15 protein-coding genes are annotated in these 19,511 nt (G+C 65.4%); 7 read left to right on the forward strand and 8 right to left on the reverse strand.

Features of this window, described 5'->3' with window-relative positions; all coding sequences use genetic code 11:
• Nucleotides 1–8 precede the first annotated feature (8 nt).
• The gene (gene kynA / locus AC2YJX_RS25595; protein WP_487257654.1) at nucleotides 9–896 is read left to right on the forward strand and encodes a tryptophan 2,3-dioxygenase; all 888 of its coding nucleotides are present in this window, start codon (nucleotides 9–11) and stop codon (nucleotides 894–896) included.
• A gap of 18 nt (nucleotides 897–914) precedes the next feature.
• Here kynA and AC2YJX_RS25600 read toward each other — a convergent pair whose 3' ends face one another.
• Complete coding sequence (locus tag AC2YJX_RS25600; protein ID WP_487257655.1) at nucleotides 915–2,333, reverse strand: aminotransferase-like domain-containing protein; 1,419 nt, start codon at nucleotides 2,331–2,333, stop codon at nucleotides 915–917.
• A 192-nt stretch (nucleotides 2,334–2,525) separates the two neighbouring features.
• Between AC2YJX_RS25600 and dctP the strand changes: the two genes are divergently transcribed.
• The 4 genes from dctP to AC2YJX_RS25620 all read left to right on the forward strand — a co-directional run bounded on the left by dctP (nucleotide 2,526) and on the right by AC2YJX_RS25620 (nucleotide 6,818).
• Nucleotides 2,526–3,572, forward strand: a complete 1,047-nt coding sequence (gene dctP, locus AC2YJX_RS25605; protein ID WP_176888715.1) for a TRAP transporter substrate-binding protein DctP — start codon at nucleotides 2,526–2,528, stop codon at nucleotides 3,570–3,572.
• 84 nt (nucleotides 3,573–3,656) lie between these two features.
• Nucleotides 3,657–4,187 (forward strand): TRAP transporter small permease subunit, encoded by a 531-nt coding sequence (locus AC2YJX_RS25610; protein WP_121507247.1) that lies wholly within the window; start codon nucleotides 3,657–3,659, stop codon nucleotides 4,185–4,187.
• Nucleotides 4,184–5,500 carry a TRAP transporter large permease gene (locus AC2YJX_RS25615; RefSeq protein ID WP_487257656.1) on the forward strand — a complete coding sequence of 439 codons (1,317 nt, stop codon included), beginning with the start codon at nucleotides 4,184–4,186 and terminating at the stop codon, nucleotides 5,498–5,500. Before AC2YJX_RS25610 ends, AC2YJX_RS25615 begins: the two co-directional genes overlap by 4 nt.
• 34 nt (nucleotides 5,501–5,534) lie before the next feature.
• Nucleotides 5,535–6,818, forward strand: a complete 1,284-nt coding sequence (locus tag AC2YJX_RS25620; RefSeq protein WP_487257657.1) for a hydroxymethylglutaryl-CoA reductase, degradative — start codon at nucleotides 5,535–5,537, stop codon at nucleotides 6,816–6,818.
• A gap of 185 nt (nucleotides 6,819–7,003) precedes the next feature.
• On the opposite strand, the gene AC2YJX_RS25625 is transcribed toward AC2YJX_RS25620, so the two are convergent.
• On the reverse strand, nucleotides 7,004–7,366 hold the full coding sequence (locus AC2YJX_RS25625) for an MliC family protein (protein ID WP_218298541.1): 363 nt from the start codon (nucleotides 7,364–7,366) through the stop codon (nucleotides 7,004–7,006).
• A gap of 761 nt (nucleotides 7,367–8,127) precedes the next feature.
• Here AC2YJX_RS25625 and AC2YJX_RS25630 point away from each other — a divergent pair.
• Nucleotides 8,128–9,306 (forward strand): MFS transporter, encoded by a 1,179-nt coding sequence (locus AC2YJX_RS25630; protein WP_121508795.1) that lies wholly within the window; start codon nucleotides 8,128–8,130, stop codon nucleotides 9,304–9,306.
• On the opposite strand, the gene AC2YJX_RS25635 is transcribed toward AC2YJX_RS25630, so the two are convergent.
• On the reverse strand, nucleotides 9,278–9,727 hold the full coding sequence (locus AC2YJX_RS25635; protein WP_487257658.1) for a hypothetical protein: 450 nt from the start codon (nucleotides 9,725–9,727) through the stop codon (nucleotides 9,278–9,280). The genes AC2YJX_RS25630 and AC2YJX_RS25635 overlap by 29 nt on opposite strands.
• Nucleotides 9,728–9,836: 109 nt before the next feature.
• On the opposite strand from AC2YJX_RS25635, the gene AC2YJX_RS25640 reads away from it, so the two are divergent.
• Entirely contained in the window at nucleotides 9,837–10,202 is a 366-nt protein-coding gene (locus AC2YJX_RS25640; protein WP_055401731.1) for a MerR family DNA-binding protein, read from the forward strand.
• Between the two features lie 198 nt (nucleotides 10,203–10,400).
• Here AC2YJX_RS25640 and AC2YJX_RS25645 read toward each other — a convergent pair whose 3' ends face one another.
• The 5 genes from AC2YJX_RS25645 to AC2YJX_RS25665 form a co-directional block, all read right to left on the reverse strand.
• The gene (locus tag AC2YJX_RS25645; protein WP_487257659.1) at nucleotides 10,401–12,032 is read right to left on the reverse strand and encodes a SpoVR family protein; all 1,632 of its coding nucleotides are present in this window, start codon (nucleotides 12,030–12,032) and stop codon (nucleotides 10,401–10,403) included.
• Nucleotides 12,029–13,297 (reverse strand): YeaH/YhbH family protein, encoded by a 1,269-nt coding sequence (locus AC2YJX_RS25650; RefSeq protein WP_121419245.1) that lies wholly within the window; start codon nucleotides 13,295–13,297, stop codon nucleotides 12,029–12,031. The genes AC2YJX_RS25645 and AC2YJX_RS25650 overlap by 4 nt, the downstream gene beginning before the upstream one ends.
• Before the next feature lie 60 nt (nucleotides 13,298–13,357).
• Complete coding sequence (locus AC2YJX_RS25655) at nucleotides 13,358–15,280, reverse strand: PrkA family serine protein kinase (RefSeq protein WP_121419244.1); 1,923 nt, start codon at nucleotides 15,278–15,280, stop codon at nucleotides 13,358–13,360.
• 327 nt (nucleotides 15,281–15,607) lie between these two features.
• Nucleotides 15,608–16,819 carry an FAD-dependent monooxygenase gene (locus AC2YJX_RS25660; RefSeq protein ID WP_487257660.1) on the reverse strand — a complete coding sequence of 404 codons (1,212 nt, stop codon included), beginning with the start codon at nucleotides 16,817–16,819 and terminating at the stop codon, nucleotides 15,608–15,610.
• Between the two features lie 91 nt (nucleotides 16,820–16,910).
• A complete protein-coding gene (locus AC2YJX_RS25665; protein ID WP_487257661.1) occupies nucleotides 16,911–19,424 on the reverse strand; it encodes a putative bifunctional diguanylate cyclase/phosphodiesterase in 2,514 nt (837 codons plus the stop codon).
• Nucleotides 19,425–19,511 lie beyond the last annotated feature (87 nt).

A 19,511-nucleotide genomic window follows, 5' to 3' on the forward strand; every position in this document is an offset into this window, starting at 1 on the left:
AAACCACCATGTGCCCTTTCTCGCAAACCCCTGCTGATGGCAACAACCCGGCGTCTGCTGCCCTGCCCGAATCCATCGTGCACGAAGAGCGCGCCCAGCTCGACTTCAGCAAGTCCATGAGCTACGGCGACTACCTGCAGCTCGACGCCATCCTCACCGCGCAAAAGCCGCTGTCGCCCGCGCACGACGAGATGCTGTTCATCGTGCAGCACCAGACCAGCGAGCTATGGATGAAGCTCATGCTGCACGAGCTGCGCGCAGCCATCAGCCACATTGCGCGCGACGAGCTGCCGCCCGCGTTCAAGATGCTGGCGCGTGTCAGCAAGATCATGGAGCAGCTGGTGCACGCCTGGGACGTGCTGGCCACCATGACGCCGCCCGAGTACAGCGCCATGCGCCCGTACCTGGGCCAGTCCAGCGGCTTCCAGAGCTACCAGTACCGCTGCATCGAGTTCTCGATGGGCAACAAGAACCGGGCCATGCTCAAGCCCCACGAGCACCGTGCCGACCTGCTCGCCCAGGTGCAGGCCGCGTACGAGGCGCCATCGCTGTACGACGAGGCCCTGCGCCTGCTGGCGCGGCGTGGCCTGGCCGTGCCCACCAGCCACACCGAGCGCGACTGGACACAGCCCTATGTGGAAAACGATGCGGTGGAGCAGGCCTGGCTCACCGTGTACCGCAACCCCGACAAGCACTGGGACCTGTACCAGCTGGGCGAGGAGCTGACCGACCTCGAAGACGCCTTCCGCCTCTGGCGCTTCCGCCACGTGACCACGGTGGAGCGCGTGATCGGCTTCAAGCGCGGCACGGGCGGCACGGGCGGGGTGAGCTACCTGCGCAAGATGCTCGACGTGGTGCTGTTCCCCGAGATCTGGAAGCTGCGCACGGACTTGTGAACCGGGTTCGGCGCGCCTTCAAGACGCCGCCTTGAGCGCGCCCTGCAGAAAGCGCAAAAACCGCGGGTCGTTGGCATAGGCCACGTTCACCCGCATGGCCTGCAAAGGCTGCTGCTGGCCCTGCCGCTGCGGAAAGAACACGGCACCCGGCGCCAGAAAAATGCCCCGCTCTGCCGCACTGCGGGCCAGGCCCAGCTCGGTGATGCCATGCGGCAACTCCACCCACAGGTAATAGCCGCCCGGCGGGCTGGGGTGCACGGTGAGGCCCAGGCGTGCCAATGCTTTTTGCGCAGGGCCCAACGCACCGTCCAGCCGGGCCTTGAGACGGCTCAGATGGCGCCGGTACTGGCCCGCAGAGATCAGCTGGTGCACCACGCGCTCTACAAAATCGGACGTGGACACCACCGTCACCATCTTCAGGTCACACAGCGCATTGATGCGGTGCGCCGCCCCGGCGATGTAGCCCACGCGCAGACCGGCCGACAGCGTTTTGGAAAAGCTGCTCACGTAGATCACGCGCTCCAGCTGGTCCAGCGCTGCCAGGCGCGGGGCGTTGGGCGGCTGCAGGTCGGCAAACGGGTCGTCCTCCACCACCAAGAACCCATAGGCCGCAGCCATCTGCAACAGGCGGTGCGCCTTGGGCAGGCTGATCGACCCGCCTGTGGGGTTGTGCGCCAGCGACTGCGTGAAGAACACCTTGGGCCGGTGCTTTTCCAGCAGCGCCTGCAGCGCATCCAGGTCGGGGCCATCGGCCAGCCGGGGCACGCCCAGCATCTCCACCTTGGCGAGCTTGAGCTTGCCAAACAGCGGGTAGTAGCCGGGTGAATCCACCAGCACCTCATCGCCCGCGTCCAGCAGGTGCCGCACGATGAGGTCCAGCGCGTGGTTGGCGCCCTGGGTCAGCAAAACCTGACGCGGATTGACCGGGATGGTGCGCTCGCCCAGCATGCGCGCGATGGTCTCGCGCAGTGGCAGGTAGCCCCAGGGAGTGCCGTAGCCATGCTCGATGTCCGACAGCCCTTGCGAGCGCGCGCGGCGCAGCGAGCTGCCCAGCTCGGACCCCTCCATCCACGACGCGGGCGGGCGGCCATCGCCCACACGCACCTCGTAGTGCTGCTCCAGTTGCTCACGCAGCAGCGACACCACATCCACCGCCTCGGTCACATGCGGCGCAGGGGCCTGGGCATGTACGCTGCTGCTGGGCTTGCGCACGTAATAGCCCGAGCCGGGCCGCGCTTCCACATAGCCGCGCGCGGCCAGGCGGTTGTAGGCCTCCACCACCGTATTGCGGCCCACACCATCTTTGACGGCTGCATCGCGGATGGACCGCAGGCGGGTGCCGGGTAGCACGGTGCCTTGTTCGATGGACTGCGCAATGCGGCGCGCCAGCGCTTCAACCTTGCTGTCGGGCGATGCGTCTTCTTCGGGGTGGGGCATGGGTCTGTCTCCTGATCTGTACCCGTTTATTGATGGGTACAGTTTTGTAATCTGTGCCCAAACTGTATCCAACCACTGGCTGCATTGTCCATATACTTTTCGAACTCGCCCGCAGCCCACACTGCGCATTGGGCCGAGGCAGCAAACCCACGGCGATGGGTGCACACATTCCAAACCAACCGGAGACAAGACATGGCAGACAAAGCCGTCCAACGACGCAACATCCTCAAATCCACCCTGGCTGCAGCCGCTGCCGTGGGCGCTGCGGCGCCCCTGGCCAGTCACGCGCAGGCCACCGTCACCTGGCGCATGCAGGCGCTGTGGGACGGCGGCACCACGCCGCAAAAGTTTGAAGAGCGTTTTGTGGCCCGCGTGGCAGAGCTGACCGGTGGACGCTTCAAGATCAACCTGTTTGCCGCAGGCCAGATCGTTCCCGCTGCACAGGCGTTTGATGCCGTGCGCGGCGGCGCGTTTGAGCTGATGAAAACCTTCGACGGCTACGAGGCTGGCAAGATCCCCGCGTTTGCCTTCACCAGCACCATTCCGTTCGGCTTTGCCGAGAGCGACGAATACGAAGCCTGGTTCTACGAGCGTGGCGGGCTTGACCTGGTGCGCCAGGCGTATGCGCCCGCAGGCCTGCACTACATCGCCCCCACCGTGTACGGCCAAGAGCCGCTGCACTCCAAGGTGCCAATCCGCAAGATCGCCGACCTCACGGGCAAGAAGGGTCGCTTTGTGGGCCTGGCCTCGGCCGTGATGGGCGCCATGGGCGTGTCGGTGACGCCGCTGCCCACCGGCGAGGTGTATTCGGCGCTGGACAAGGGCGTGATCGACATGGCCGATCGGGGCGACCTGACGGCCAACTTTGAAGCCGGCCTGGCCGAGGTGGCCAAGTTTGTAGTGGTGCCGGGCTTTCACCAGCCCACCACCGCCACCAGCTACGTGGCCAACCGTGCAGCACACGACAAGCTGCCCGCCGAGTTCAAGGCCGCGCTGGCCGTGGCCGCGCGCGAGATTTCGGCGGCACTGCGCCAGCACATTCTGGTGAGCGATGCCACCGTGCTGGCCAAGTACCAGGCCAAGGGCTGCGAGATCATCCGATTCAGCGCAGCCGACATCGCCGCTGCACGGCCCAAGGCCATGGCCGCGTGGCGCACCGCCACCAAGGGCGACGCCCTCGCCACCAAGATCCTGGACAGCCAGGTGGCCTTCATGAAAGAACTGGGCCTGCTGGCCTGATCGCACGCGGCGGACCTTGCACTGGCGCCCTTTGTGCGCGCCAGTGCGCATGGGCTCGCCCCCACTGTTCTGAGGAGTCACCCCATGCCGTCATGGCTCTCTGTCTCCACGTCTGCCATCACCACACTCAACCGCTGGATCTTCCAGGCCACGGTGTGGTTGATGGCCATCGTGGTCCCCGTCATGCTTTATGAAGTCATTGCACGCTATGTGTTCAATGCGCCCACGGTGTGGGGCATGGAGCTGGCCGTGCTGCTGTTCGGCCCCTACTTTCTGCTGGGCGGCCCGTACCTGCTGCACCTCAAGGGCCATGTGGCGCTCGACGTGGCGCGCCAGCGCCTGAGCCCCGCATGGCAGCGGCGGCTGGACCTGGTGAACTTTCCCATCATCGTGCTGTTCTGCGCCATCCTGCTGTACTTCAGCGCACCCGCAGCCTACAGCGCCTTCACCTACCGCGAGACCAGCTTTTCAGCCTGGAACCCACCTATCTGGCCGGTGAAGGCCGCCGTGCCGCTGGCCCTGGCGCTGATGCTGCTGCAGGCCGTGGTGGAGTTCTTTCGCACGCTGTTTGGCGAAGCAACCGTTGACGCGTCCCCCGCGGAGGCCCACCCATGACCTCCAACATGATCCTGGTGCTGATGTTCGGCAGCCTCACGCTGTTCATGCTCACCGGTCTGCCCATTGCCTTTGTGCTGGGCGGTTTGTCGCTGCTGTTCACCGTGACGCTGTGGGAGCCCAACGCGGTCATCGTGCTGGTGCTGCAGATCTTCGACACGATGAAGTCCGAGGCACTGCTCGCGATCCCGCTGTTCATCCTGATGGCCTGCATCCTGCAGCGCTCGGGTGTCATCGAAGACCTGTACAGCGCGATGGAGCTGTGGTTTGGGCGCCTCAAAGGCGGCCTCGCCATCGGCACCGTCATCATCTGCGTGGTGATGGCGGCCATGACCGGCGTGGTGGGTGCGGCCGTGACGGCCATGGGCATCCTCGCCCTGCCAGAGATGCTGCGCCGCGGCTACAAGCCCGAGCTGGCGCTGGGCACGATCTGCGCGTCGGGCACGCTGGGTATCCTGATCCCGCCATCGGTGCTGACCATCGTGTACGCCGTCACGGCCCAGATATCCATCGGCCAGATGCTGATTGCAGGCATCGTGCCGGGCCTCATCCTGGCCGCGCTGTACATCGCCTACATCATCGTGGTGGGCTGGGTGAAGCCCGAGTGGGTGCCCCTGGACCCCAGCACCCGCAAGGCACCGCTGCGCGAAAAGCTGGTGGCACTGAAGGCCCTGGTGATACCCGCCATGCTGATCGTGATGATCCTGGGCTCGATCTTCTTCGGCATCGCGACACCGACCGAGTCTGCGGCGGTAGGCGTGGCCGGAGCGCTGCTGCCCAGCCTTATCAAGCGCCGGTGGGAGCGCGGCATGCTGCGCGGCGCAGCGACCGATGCACTGAAAGCCACGGCGATGATCCTGTGGATCACGCTGGGCGCCAAGGCCTATGTGGCCATCTTCACCGGCCTGGGCGGGGCGGACACTTTGCTGCAGTTCATCCAGGGGCTGGACGTGAACCGCTGGCTCATCCTGGCGGCCATGATGCTGTTGCTGGTGTTCCTGGGCACGGTGCTGGACGAGCTGGGAATCATCCTGCTCACGGTCCCGGTGTTCCTGCCCATCGTGCGGCTGCTGGGCTTTGACGAGCTGTGGTTTGGCGTGCTGTACGCCATCACCATCCAGATGGGCTACATCAGCCCGCCGTTCGGCTACACGCTGTTCTACATCAAGGGGACGCTGCCCAGCCACATTGGAATGAACGCCGTGTACTGGGGCATCTTGCCGTTCTTCGGGCTGCAGTTCGTCGGCCTGCTCATCTGCGCGGCCTTCCCCGATCTGGTCACCTACCTGCCCCGGCTGATGGCGTCGCGCTGAGCCGCTTGTTCACCCATTTATCCCAAACACGTCCATGACTTCCACCGCACACCCCAGCAGCCGCATCGGCGGTTTTCACAAGCTCGCCATTCCCGCACGCATCGACGCCGTAGCCCAGTTTGCGGGCCTTGGCGACGACGACAAGGCCCACCTGCTGAACACCGGCAACCTGCCTGCCGAACTGGCCGACCACCTCATCGAGAACGTCATCGGCACGATGAACATCCCCGTGGGCATTGCCACCAACATGAAGATCGACGGCCGAGACCGGCTGATCCCCATGGCCACCGAAGAATCGTCGGTGGTGGCCGCGGTGTGCAACGCGGCGCGCCAGTGTTATGACCACGGCGGCTTCGTTACCTCCATGTCGGGCACCGAGATGATTGCGCAGATCCAGCTTACACAGGTGTCTGACCCGCAGCACGCACGCATCCGCATCCTGGAGCACAAGGAAGACATCCGCACGCTGTGCGATGCCTGCGACCCCATCCTCGTCAAGCTGGGCGGCGGCTTCCGGGACCTGGAGGTGCGGGTGATCGACACCCGCGGCGGCACCATGGTGATCACCCACCTCATCGTGGACACGCGCGACGCCATGGGCGCCAATGCCGTCAACACCATGGCCGAAAAGATTGCGCCGCAGATTGCGGCATGGACGGGCGGGCAGACCAACCTGCGCATCCTGTCGAACCTGGCCGACCGGCGCCTGGCGCGTGCACGCTGCGTGTGGCGCACGGCCGACATCGGCGGCGAGGCGGTGCGCGACGGCATGCTGGCGGCCTACCACTTTGCGGCAGCCGACCCCTACCGCGCCGCCACGCACAACAAGGGCATCATGAACGGCGTGAGCGCCGTGGTGCTGGCCACCGGCAACGACACGCGCGCGGTAGAAGCCGGTGCCCACGCCTACGCCGCACGCAGCGGCCGCTACACCAGCCTGACAACGTGGGAGGTGACCAACGACGGCGACCTGGCAGGCTCCATCGAAATGCCCATGGCCGTGGGCCTGGTGGGCGGCGCCACCAAGCTGCACCCCACGGCCAAGACAGCGCTCAAGATTCTGGGTGTCACGTCGGCCCGCGAGCTGGCCCAGATCATTGCGGCCGTGGGCCTGGCGCAAAACTTCTCGGCCATGAAGGCCCTGGCCACCACCGGCATCCAGAAGGGGCACATGGCCCTGCACGCGCAGAACATCGCGATGATGGCGGGCGCCGCGGGCGACGAGATCGACCGCGTTGCGCAGGTGCTGGTGGCGCAGGGCACGGTGCGCATCGACGTTGCGGAGGCCGAGTTGCAGCGGCTGCGCAGTGGTGCATGAATTCGTTCGCAGCGGCAGCGTGAGAGTGCCGACCCGCATCACCCCACCACCTGGAAAAGCGATCTAGAAATTACCCACAAAAAAAGCCACCAGCGCCTTGTTCATAGGCGCTGGCAGCTGTTGTTTTTGAAGAATGCCGCAACCCGAAACCACCGGGCGCGGGGGTGGCCTGCTCTGCAGCCCGCCTATTGCACGCCCGCCACCATCATGGGGCGGTTGCTACGGCACCAGATCGGTGCCAGATGGCCAATCTGGATGGTCAGCTCATTGCCCTTGCCGAGCACAGTGGTGGGGCCATTGCTGAAGGCGTAGCCGGTTTCCGAGGCCTGTTTGGGTAGTTCCACCGTCCAGCCGCTGCGCCGCAACACGCTGCGGCCTTGCTCGGGGTAGAACTGCATCTCCACCTTTTCGCCATTGCCGCAGGCGAACTGCATGCTGCCGCGGTCCGTTGGCTCGCTAAAGGCCTGCATCACGGGCGGCTGGCTGGCGCATCCCGACATCAACAGCGTTGCCAGCGCACCTGAACACAGCGAAACCATCTTCTTCATCAGTCACTCCTGAGTAGCGATGTGCATTGCGGCACACACTCCAACCTGCAAACTGCTTGTGGCCACCGACCACCGGGGTCACTGGGGGCTTCCAAGCACAAACCTTGCCACCACTCCGCTGCAGGGGAGAAGCCGAAACCGAGGAACGGTTTCAGCCGCCATCCACACCCAGCGCAGGGCATGCCCATGAGAGTGCCGCACGGTCCACGCCCCGTCGATTGGGGTGATCCCCACATCGAGAGCCTTCTCTAAAGTCTGACTTCGCTCCGTGGCGCCCTGATGACGGGCCAGACTGCCCCGTCCAACACGGCATTACAGGCACGCATGGTTGCAATGCACGGACCTGACACCCGATTGCGCGCAGCTTGGCCCCAAAACGCCACGTCACCTTGGCGACTGGAGCGCCTGCGGCGACGGCTCGGGACATACCCTTAGTACCTCCGCAAATCGGGATGCAACAGCGGCCCTTGCCCAACGGTGAACTGCTGGCCCGACCCCAGGTTTGTGCACGTCATGACCCTTATCCCTCCCCCAACGCCCCTACTGCCTGCCCCACGCGCCCGTCGGTCGCTCCCATCTGGTGCAGATTGGCGGACCCGGCAACCCCTGCGATTCACGCGAGACAGCGGTCACCGCCCTGTCCATGTACGCTCGGAACGGGGCAGCCTGTTGCCACCCCTTTTTGGAGACCCACCACCGTGCAGGTGCCCCCGCCCCCCACACCCACTACCCCACTGCTCCCCCTCCGCGCCGCCTGGGCCATGCTGCTGGCACTGGTGACGGGTTTTGCGCTGAGCCAGGCGTTTCGCACCATCACGGCCATCATGGCCACGGGCCTGCGGGCAGAGTTCGGCCTGTCGGCGCAGGCGCTGGGCGTGTTTGCCGGCGCGTTTGCATTCGCCTTCGGCACCATGCAGCTCTTCATGGGCATCGGCATCGACCTCTATGGCGTGCGGCGCACGCTGCTGGTGGCGTTTCCGCTGGCGATTGCGGGCTCGGTGCTGTCGGCGCTGGCGCCCGGCTATGGCGCGGTGCTGCTGGGGCAGGTGCTGATCGGCGTGGGCTGCGCGCCCGCGTTTTTGGTGTGCACGGTGTTCATTGCGCGCTACTTTCCGGCCAGCCGGTTTGCGATGGTCTCGGGCGTGGCCATGGGTGTGGGTGGGCTGGGCATGTTGTTCACGGGCACGCCGCTGGCGTGGCTGGTGCAGCTGTCGTCCTGGCGCATGGGTTTTGCGGTGCTGGCGGGTTTTGCTGCGCTGGCCTGGCTGCTGATCTTCTGGAAGGTGCACGAGCCCGCGCAACCCACGCACAATGCGCCTCCGCGCGAATCGGTGCTGCAGGCGGTGCGCGGGTTTGGCGCGCTGTTCTTGCTGCCGCACACCGCCGGAATCATGCTGCTGGCGCTGACAACGTATGCCTCCTTCCTCACGCTGCGCGGGCTGTGGCTGGGGCCGCTGCTCATTGAGCGGCATGGCTATTCGCTGGTCGCCAGCGGCAACGTGGCCATGTTGTCGTCGCTGGTGTCGCTGTTCACACCGGCATTGTTCGGGCGGCTCGACCCGGGGCCTGGCCAACGCCGCCGCTGGATCACGGGCTTCACGGTGCTGCTGGCAACCCTCTTCGGTGCCATCGGCCTGCTCCACGCCGAGTGGCTGGACGTGGCGGGCTCCATCGCGGTGGGCCTGTTGTCGGGCTACATGGTGCTGCAGTATTCAGACGTGCGTTCGGCCTACGCACCCGCCGTCACCGGGCGCGCCATGGCGGTATTCACCATGGCGCTGTTTCTGGGCGTGGCACTGATGCAGTGGGTAACCGGCGTGGCTGCGTCCATCGCCGCGGCGCAGGGTGCGGACCCGTACGTGGCCGTGATGCTGACCATTGCCGCCATGCTGGCGGCAGGCGCCCTGGCGTTCAGGTGCCTGCCGGTGCCAGCACACTGACCCGTGTTGGGGACGTGCCCGCGACGCGCCACCACTGCAGCACACCAAACAGCAGCTCAAACAGCGTGAAGCCCAGCACGATCACATTGGCGCCATGGGCCACGGCATAGATCTGCCAGGCCGCAAACAGAAACCGCGCCACGCCATCCAGCCGCCCCAGCAGCACCGTGGGCGCCACGATGCGCGCCACCGACCACACAACCACCACCGACCCCAGCAGGTTGGCCAGCAACATGTGGGTGGTGTCCAACGGGTGCAGGGTGCCGGGCAGGCCCAGCACGGCGGCCAACATGCCCAGCTGGGCATACAGCCACGCAAAGGTCCACGGCAGCACAAAAGGCCAGGTCACCAGCAGGTCGTACCAGCCGCTGGCGCGCACGATACGCAGGTAGCGCGGAGTGGAAATTGAAGATAAGGGCATGAGGATCAACCTGGGGATGAAAGAAGCCCCGAGGTTCAGCCCTGAAGTACGCTTCAGGGTCAAGCCGCTTCCAGAGGTGGCATTTGTTTTCACGCCACAAGGACCCCCCATGCTGATCGGTGAACTCGCCACTGCTTCCGGCCTGAGCCGCGAGGCACTGCGCTTTTACGAACAACAAGGCCTCATCCGCTCGCGGCGCCTGGCCAATGGCTACCGCGACTACCCGGCCGAAACGGCGATGCTGGTGCAGTACATCCGCACCGCGCAGCAGCTGGGCTTTACGCTGGCAGAGATTGGCGACCGGCTGCCCGCCATCTGGGACGCCGCCGACCCCGGCCCAGCGCTGGCCCAGGTGCTGGCAGTGAAGCTGCAGGAGATCGACGCACGCATTGCCGCGCTGCAGGCCCTGCGCCAGACTCTGGCCGAGCGAGTGGCCACGGACTGCCCACTGCGTGGGGCCGCTGCCGCCGCCTAAATGGCGCAATGGTCCCTCATCGTCGGCAGCCTCCAAAATATCAATCAAAACAGGCCTTAGCGCTTATCCAATAAGCGTATACAGCTATATATTTAATAGCAATCATCCTGCAAGAAATGGGCGCTGGCCCATGGCGCGTACAGCAGGTCTGCAGGCGCGCATCGCGCTGCCACCTCCCCCCCGCTCAGCCCCTGTTGTTCACGCGGCCGATGAGGCCACCGAGTGCAGCAGCACGGGGTGGTTGCCATCGGCATCCACACTCTCGATCTGCACCCCAAAACCCCACAGGCGCGCCACATGCCGCAGCACCTCCTGCGTGTCGTCGGCCAGCGGGCGGCCCTGGAACTGGGTGTGGCGCAGGGTCAGGCTGCGGTCGCCGCGCAGGTTCACGTTCCAGACCTGGATGTTGGGCTCGCGCGTGCCCAGGTCGTACTGCTGCGACAGCATCTGGCGCAGGCGGCGGTAGCCGTTCTCATCGTGGATCTCGCTGACCACCAGCTCGCGCTCGTTGGCATCGTCGTGCAGCGCAAACAGACGCATCTCGCGCATCAGATGCGGGCTGAGGTACTGGCCGATGAAACTCTCGTCCTTGAAGTTGCGCATGGCGTGGTCCAGCGCGGGCAGCCAGGGTGTGCCCGCGATGTCGGGGAACCAGTGCCGGTCCTCCTCCGTGGGGTTCTGGCAGATGCGCTGGATGTCGCGGTACATGGCAAACCCCAGCGCATAGGGGTTGATGCCGCTGTAGGCGCGATGCCCCACGGGCGGCTGGTAGATGACGTTGGTGTGCGAGCCCAGCCATTCGATCATCACCCCGTCGCTCAGGTAGCCCTCGTCGTACAGCGTATTGAGCAGCGTGTAGTGCCAGAAGGTGGCCCAGCCTTCGTTCATGACCTGGGTCTGGCGCTGCGGGTAGAAATACTGCGCGATCTTGCGCACGATGCGCACGATCTCGCGCTGCCAGGGTTCCAGCAGGGGCGCGTTTTTTTCGATGAAGTACAGGATGTTCTCTTGCGGCTCCTGCGGAAAGCGGTTGTGCTCCTGCGTGGCATCCTCCTTGCCGGGACGCATGGGCAGGGTGCGCCACAGCTCGTTCACCTGCTGCTGGGCATAGGCCTCGCGCTGCGCGCGCTCCAGCCGTTCGCGCGCCAGGTTCTTCTTGGAGGGGCGGCGGTAGCGGTCCACTCCAAAGTTGGCCAGCGCGTGGCACGAATCCATGAGCCGCTCCACTTCGGCCATGCCGTAGCGCTCTTCGCACTGGGCCACGTAGTCCTTGGCATACACCAGGTAGTCGATGATGCTGGACGCGTCGGTCCACATGCGAAACAGGTAGTTGCCCTTGAAGAAGCTGTTGTGCCCGTAGGCCGCATGCGCAATCACCAGCGCCTGCATGGCGGTGGTGTTCTCCTCCATCAGGTAGCTGATGCAGGGGTTGGAGTTGATGACGATCTCATACGCCAGCCCCATGTGCCCGCGCCGGTAGCGCCGCTCGGTGGCCAGAAACTCCTTGCCGTAGCTCCAGTGCCGGTAGTTCACCGGCATGCCGACGCTGGAGTAGGCATCCATCATCTGCTCGGCGGTGATGATCTCCAGCTGGTTGGGGTAGGTGTCGAGGCCAAAGCGCTCTGCCGTGGCGGCAATGGCGGCGTGGTAGCGCTCGATCAGCTCGAACGTCCAGTCGCTCGGGTCGGGCAACGGCTCGGCAGGCCGCGCGCCCGCAGGCAGGGGCTGGCCGGGCACGGCGCGGTGGCGGCGCTCACCCACGGCGGCGGCCTTCCAGGGGTTGTCGCTGACGCGGCGCTCCAGCACGGGATACTGCACAACGTTGTTCATGCGGCCACCCCCTCTTTCTTGAAGAGGTCGCGGAACACCGGGTAGATGTCGCCGGGTGCGGCGACCTTGCGCATTGCAAAGTGGGAGAACAGCGGCATCAACTGGCTGTACTCGTCCCACAGGTTCTGCTCCTCTTCTGCCACCTGCACATAGGCAAAGTAGCGCACCAGCGGCAGGATCTTGTCCACCAGCAGGTTGCGGCAGATGCCACTGTCGTTGGTGAAGTTGTCGCCATCACTGGCCTGGGCCACGTAGATGTTCCAGTCGCCCTGCGGATAGCGCGCACGGATGATCTGGTCCAGCAGCGCCAGCGCGCTGCTGACCACGGTGCCGCCGCTCTCGGTGGAGTGAAAGAACTGCTCTTCGCTCACCTCGGCCGCCTGGGTGTGGTGGCGGATGAACACGATGTCGATGGTCTCGTAGTGCCGCGTGAGAAACAGGTACAGCAGGATGAAGAACCGCTTGGCCAGGTCCTTGCGCGTCTCGTCCATGGAGCCCGACACGTCCATCACGCAGAACATCACCGCCTGGCTGCTGGGCACTGGCACCGGCGTACGCGCACGAAAGCGCAGGTCGATGGGATCGAGGTAGGGAATCTTGTCGATGCGCGCCGTGAGCGCATCGATGCGGCGCTGCAGCTCGGCCACCGCTTCGCTCGTGCCGTCGTCCTGCGCCAGCAGGGCGTCCAGCTCGGCCTGCAGCGCCAGCAGCTCGCGGTGGGTCGACTTACCCAGCGCAATGCGCCGCCCCAGCGCCCCGCGCATGGTGCGCAGCACAGCTAGGTTGTTGGGGATTCCATCCTGGCTGTAGCCCGCGCGGCGCGACTTCCACTGCGGGTTCTCGCCGATGTGGGTGCGCAGCAGGTGCGGCAGCGCCAGGTCTTCAAAAAAGAGCTGCATGAACTCTTCCTTGGTCAGCGTGAAGGTGAAGTCGTCCTCGCCCTCCCCACTGTCGCTGGCCTGCGAGCCGCGCCCGCCCGCTCCACCCTGGGGCCGTTCGATGCGGTCGCCGCGCACATGCTCTGCGTTGCCGGGGTGCACCGTGTCTCGGATGCCGCCCTGTCCATGGTGGAACACGGGCTCGCTGATGTCCTTGCGCGGTATGGTGATGCTCTCGGCCTGCTCCATGTCGCGGATGCCGCGCTGCGAGACAGCACGGCGCACCGCGTCCGCGATCTGTTCCTTGTAACGGCGAACAAATCGCTCGCGGTTGCCCACCGACTTGTTCTTGCCAGCGAGCCTGCGATCGATGATTTGCAATGCCATCCGTTGCCCCCATGCATGAACCAGCGCCCGCAGGGCTGCGCTGGCAATCCAGTCCCTTGATCAGCTGCTCTTGCGCACACGCAAGTACCACTCACACAACAGCCGCACCTGCTTGGGCGTGTAGCCCTTGTTCACCATGCGGGTGACAAAGTCCTCGTGCTTGCGCGCCTCTTCGGCGCTGGCCTTGGCGTTGAAGCTGATCACGGGCAGCAGCTCTTCGGTGTTGGAGAACATCTTCTTCTCGATCACCAGGCGCAGCTTCTCGTAGCTGGTCCAGCTGGGGTTCTGGCCCTGGTTGTTGGCGCGCGCGCGCAGCACAAAATTGACGATCTCGTTGCGAAAGTCCTTCGGGTTGGCAATGCCTGCAGGCTTCTCGATCTTTTCCAGCTCGGCGTTGAGTGCGCCCCGGTCGAACACCTCGCCGGTGTCGGTGTCGCGGTACTCGTTGTCCTGGATCCAGTAGTCGGCGTAGGTCACGTAGCGGTCAAAGATGTTCTGGCCGTATTCGCTGTAGCTCTCCAGGTAGGCGGTCTGGATCTCCTTGCCAATGAACTCGGCATAGCGGGGGGACAGGAACTCCTTGATGTAGCTGGTGTACTTGGTCTCCAGCTCGGCAGGGAACTGCTCGCGCTCGATCTGCTGCTCCAGCACATACATCAGGTGCACCGGGTTGGCGGCCACTTCGGCACTGTCAAAGTTGAACACCTTCGACAAAATTTTGAACGCAAAGCGGGTCGATATACCCGTCATGCCCTCGTCCACGCCTGCGTAGTCGCGGTACTCCTGGTAGCTCTTGGCGCGCGGGTCGGTGTCCTTCAGGCTCTCGCCGTCGTACACCTGCATCTTGCTGAAGATGCTGGAGTTCTCGGGCTCCTTCAGCCGCGTGAGGATGGCGAACTGCGCCATCATCTTGAGCGTGCCCGGCGCACACACGGCGTTGCCCAGCGACGACTCGCGGATGAGTTTTTCGTAGATGCGGGTCTCTTCACTCACGCGCAGGCAGTACGGCACCTTGACGATGTAGATGCGGTCCAGAAACGCCTCGTTGTTCTTGTTGTTGCGAAATGCCTTCCACTCGCTCTCGTTGCTGTGCGCCAGCACCACGCCGTCAAACGGAATGGCGCCAAAGCCCTCCGTGCCCTTGTAGTTGCCCTCCTGCGTGGCCGTGAGCAGCGGGTGCAACACCTTGATGGGTGCCTTGAACATTTCCACGAATTCGAGCAGGCCCTGGTTGGCCAGGCAGAGGCCTCCGCTGTAACTGTAGGCGTCGGTGTCATCCTGCGCAAAGGTTTCTAGCTTGCGGATATCCACCTTGCCCACCAGGCTGGAGATGTCCTGGTTGTTCTCATCGCCCGGCTCGGTCTTGGCAATGCCTACCTGCTTCAAGATGCTGGGGTAGCGCTTGACCACGCGGAACTGGCGGATGTCGCCGCCAAACTCGTCGAGCCGCTTGACCGCCCACGGCGAGAGCACACGCTGCAGGTAGCGGCGGGGGATGCCGAACTGTTCCTCCAAAACCGGGCCGTCCTCCAGCGCATCGAACAGGCCCAGCGGCGATTCGTTCACCGGCGAGCCCTTGAGCGCATAGAAAGGCACCTTCTGCATCAGGTGCTTGAGGCGCTCGGCGATCGAACTCTTGCCGCCGCCCACAGGCCCCAGCAGATAAAGAATCTGCTTGCGCTCTTCCAGCCCTTGCGCAGCATGGCGAAAGAAACTCACCACCTGCTCGATGGCGTCCTCCATGCCGTAGAACTCGGCAAAGGCCGGGTAGCGCTTGATGACCTTGTTGGCAAAAAGCCGTGACATGCGCGGGTCATTGCGCGTGTCCACCATCTCGGGCTCGCCAATGGCGGCCAGCATGCGCTGGGCGGCCGTGGCGTAGGCCATGGGATCGCGCTTGCACTCGGCGAGGTACTCGTCAATCGACATTTCCTCTTCGCGGCTACGGGCATAACGCGCGGCGAAACTGCTGATGGCATCCATACGACCTCCTGTGGCGGCACCCCCGGCGGGCTCGGGTGGTGCCACGGTGTTGCAGTGGGAATCGCTACCGGCTTGGCCCTTTGTAGCACCACGGCGTGCGCTTGAACAGCAAATTCGCTGGCGCATCCGTTGCCTTTTCGGGGCTTTGCACACACAGGGATAGAGCGTGGCACACTGCGCAAAGTTCATCCCGCGCAGCGCATGCAGGGGTTGCCCCGGATAGGGAATATCCTGACAACCTGGCGGCGCTGTTCACCCACCCTGCAGGGTCATGAACCGGGCGACTCGGGGCGGGCAGTTACCACCACCCCGCCCACCGCAATGAACTCACAACGAACTGGCGCTGGAGCCATCGCCCCGGTACAACCAGGGCACATCCAGCAACCGCTCGCCCAGCAGGCGCAGCGACAGATCGCGGCCCCAGCGCGCAGGCCCGGTGGCATGGAAGATGCGGCCGTTGCGGATGGAGCGCGCCTGCACCCGGGCGTTTCGCTCCCAGCGGTTAAGGGCGTAGCGGGTAAGGCGCAGCGGCACGTCCAGGTCGTGCATGGCCAGCGCACGCTGCAGCTCGGCCGCGTCTTCAATGGCCATGCCAGCGCCCTGGGCCAGGTAGGGGCGCATGGGGTGAGCCGCATCGCCCAGCAGGGCCACCAGGCCTTGCGCCATCTCGTCGGCAGCGCGCACCGGTGGGCGGTCGCACAGCGGCCACAGGCGCCAGCCGGGGCCACCGGCGGCACCTACGCTGCGCACGACATCCTGCAGCGCCGTGCAGGTGCCTTGCAGGGCGTGCTCCAGGCCCGCAGCATTGGCAGCGTGGTCCCAGTTTTCCAGATCGTGCGGCGCGGGGCCTTGCACAATGACGATGATGTTCTGCAGCTCGCCCCGGCGCACGGGGTACTGCACAGCATGCAGGCGCGGACCCAGCCAGGCGGTGACCTGGCCTGTGCGCAATGCATCGGGCAGCGCATGCTGCGGCACCAGCGCGCGGTAGGCCAGGTGCCCTGTCACGCGGGGCGGCACGGCACCGAGCAGCTGGGTGCGCGTGCGGCTCCACAGGCCATCGGCACCAATGAGCGCATCGCCTTCCACCTCCTTGCCCCGGCTGGTGCGAACAGTCACGACCCCCTCGGCATCGGTGAATCCGTCGATGGCGTGCTCCAGATGCAACTGCGTGTCGGTGTATTTGGTCACGGCGGAAAGCAGCAGGCCATGCAGGTCGGCGCGGTGGATGGTGGCATAGGCCGCCCCATAGCGCTGCACCGCCGTGGGGCCCAACGGCAGCACGGCCAGTTCCTTGCCACTGACGGCGTTGCGCACCTGCAAGCGGCTGGGGAACGCGGCTACTGCCTGCAACGGCTGCTGCAGGCCCCAGGCCTGTAGGCGGCGCACTACGTTCGGCCCGATCTGCACGCCGGCGCCCACTTCGCTGAATGCTGCCGCGCGTTCGTACAGCCGCACATCCCACCCCGCGCGCGATGCGCCCAACGCGGCGGCCAAGCCGCCAATGCCGCCACCGGCGACCAATACCTGCTTCTTCATGCACCGATTGTGCCGTGCGGGCGAGCCTGGATGTTTGTCATGGCGCAGGGGCCCTGCAACCACATCCAGACACCACGCCATACGTCGCTCGTCACAGCGCAGGCCGCAGCGCCCGCTCCAGAACCTCTGGTGGCATGGGGCGGCCAAACAGGTAGCCCTGGAAAGCCTGGCAGCCATGGCGCTGCAGGAACTCCAGCTGGCCCGTGGTCTCCACGCCTTCGGCCACCACGGCCAGATCCAGGCTGTGCGCCAGAGCAAGAATGGTTCGCACGATGGCAGCATCGTTGGGGTCGGTCTGCAGGTCGCGCACAAAACTCTGGTCGATCTTGAGCTGGTCCAGCGGCAGGCGCTTCAAGTAGCTCAGGGAGGAATAGCCGGTGCCAAAGTCGTCCAGCGAGAAGCCCACACCATAGCGCCGCAGGTACTCCATGCGCGAGATCACATCCTCCACATCGGCCAGCAGCAGGCTTTCCGTCAGTTCCAGCTTCAGGCGCTCGGGGTTGGCCCCGCTGGACTGCAGCGAGCCCAGCACCTGCTCCACAAAATCGGGCTGGCGAAACTGCCGCACGCTCACGTTCACCGACAGGAAGAACTGTCGCGTGAGCGAGCTGCGTGACCACACCACCAGCTGCTCGCAAGCGGCCTGCAACACCCATTGCCCCAGCGGCAGGATGAGCCCTGTCTGCTCGGCCAGCGGGATGAATTCAGCTGGCGACACCAGCCCACGCCGGGGGTGCTTCCAGCGCACCAGGGCTTCCGCGCCCTGCAGGCGGCCCTTGCCGTCCACCACGGGCTGGTAGTACAGCACCAGTTCCTTGTCTTGCAGACCTCGGCGCAGGTCGGCCTCCAGGGCCGCACGGTTGCTCACTGCGGCCTGCATGTCGGGGTCGAAGAAGCGCTGGGTGTTGCGCCCTGCAGCTTTGGCCTGGTACATCGCCAGGTCCGCGTGCTTGAGCAGCTCGTCCACACTCACGGTCTGCTGGCCAAACAGCGCAATACCGATGCTCGGGGTGCTGTGGTGGCTGGTATCGCCCAGCGCGTAGGGCTTGCCCAGCGTGGTGGCGATATGGCTGGCCACCAGCGCGGCCTCGGCACTGGCGTGCGGGCCATCGGCACTCAGGCCTTCCACCAGCACCACGAATTCATCGCCGCCAAACCGTGCCACGGTGTCAGCCTCGCGCACGCAAGCCTTCAGACGCTGGGCCGCCTGCACCAGCAGCTGATCGCCTGTATCGTGGCCCAGGGTGTCGTTGAGGTCCTTGAAGTTGTCCAGGTCGATGAACAGCAGAGCCCCTTGCGCGCCTGAGCGTGCCACGGCCGCCGTGGCGCGCTGCAGCCGGTCCACCAGCAAGCGGCGGTTGGGCAGGCCGGTGAGCACATCGTAAAACGCCAGCTGCTCGATCTGGCTCTCGACCCGCTTGCGCTCGGTAATGTCGCGGCCCACGCCCCGGTAGCCCCACAGGGCGCCCTGCGCGTCAAACACAGGCACACCGCTGACCGAGATCCAGTGCATGGTGCCATCGGGCCGCTGACGCTGCAGCTCCAGGTCGCGAAACGGCTGGTGGGCCTGCAGCACCGCGCGGTGCGCAGCCCAGTCGGTCTCGGTCATGTTGAGCGCGCCGATCTCCCAGCGCGTGCGGCCCATCACGTTGGACAGCGGGATGCCATTGACGCTCAGGTCGCCCGCCAGCTGCACAAAGCGCCCTTCGGCGTCGTGCTCCCAGTACCAGTCGGACGACAGGTCACTCAGCGATCGAAAGCGCGCCTCGCTCTCACGCAACTCGTTCTCAACGCGCACGTAGTCGCTGACATCCGCAAAAGTGCGCACGAGACCCCCATCGGGCAGCCCGGTGGTGCGCACTTCAAACGTACGGCCATCGGATGTGGTGCGCCAGTAGACGGCGGGCGCAGGCGCCACGGCCCCCCCTGCCACGTAGTCATGCCCGCGCCGGTCCACCAGGCGGTGGCCTTCGCCAAAGTCACCACGCTCGGCCTGGATGCGGGTCAAGTCGGCCAGCGTGGGCCGCGTGGCCATCAGCGATTCGGGCAGGTTGAGCAGTTCCAGTACACGCTGGTTGTAGACGGTGATGCTGCCATCCGGCGCCGTCTTGAAGATGCCCTGGCTCATGCTGGCCAGGGTGGCCTGCAGAGCCGTGCGCTGCTCCTGCAGCAAAGTCAGCGCCTCTTGCCAGATGCGGGCGTCCACCATGCGCACGGGCTGGCCCTGCCCCTGGGCTCCCTGCAGCAGCACGGCCAGACGGTGCAAAAGCTCCGGCAGGTGTGCCACACCATCTGCCTCGCGCACCATGTAGTCACCCAGCCCGCAGCGAAACGCGCGTGCGGCCAATGCCTCCTGGTGGGCGTCGATGCACATCAGCACCGGACGGCCCGCGCACAGCTCCAGCACGCCGGGCAGGTCCTGCACCGAAGGCTTGAGGCACAACACCACGGCATCCCAGGCCTGCGACGCCAGCGGCGCCCGGGCGGCCTCGGGTGTGGGGCTGTTCACGACACGCCAGTCGGGGTAGCGGATGGCGATCAGATGCCGCGCTGCCGCTGCATGCTGCGTGTCGCTGTCCACCCAGAGAATGCCCGGCTCGGTCATGGCTTGCGTCCTTCCGGCAGGGCCAGCGCGGGCTGGGCAAACAAGCCCAGCTGGTGTTCGCGCGCAAACACATCCATGGGTACCGGG

The sequence above is a fragment of the Acidovorax sp. SRI_002 genome, from assembly GCF_057586455.1.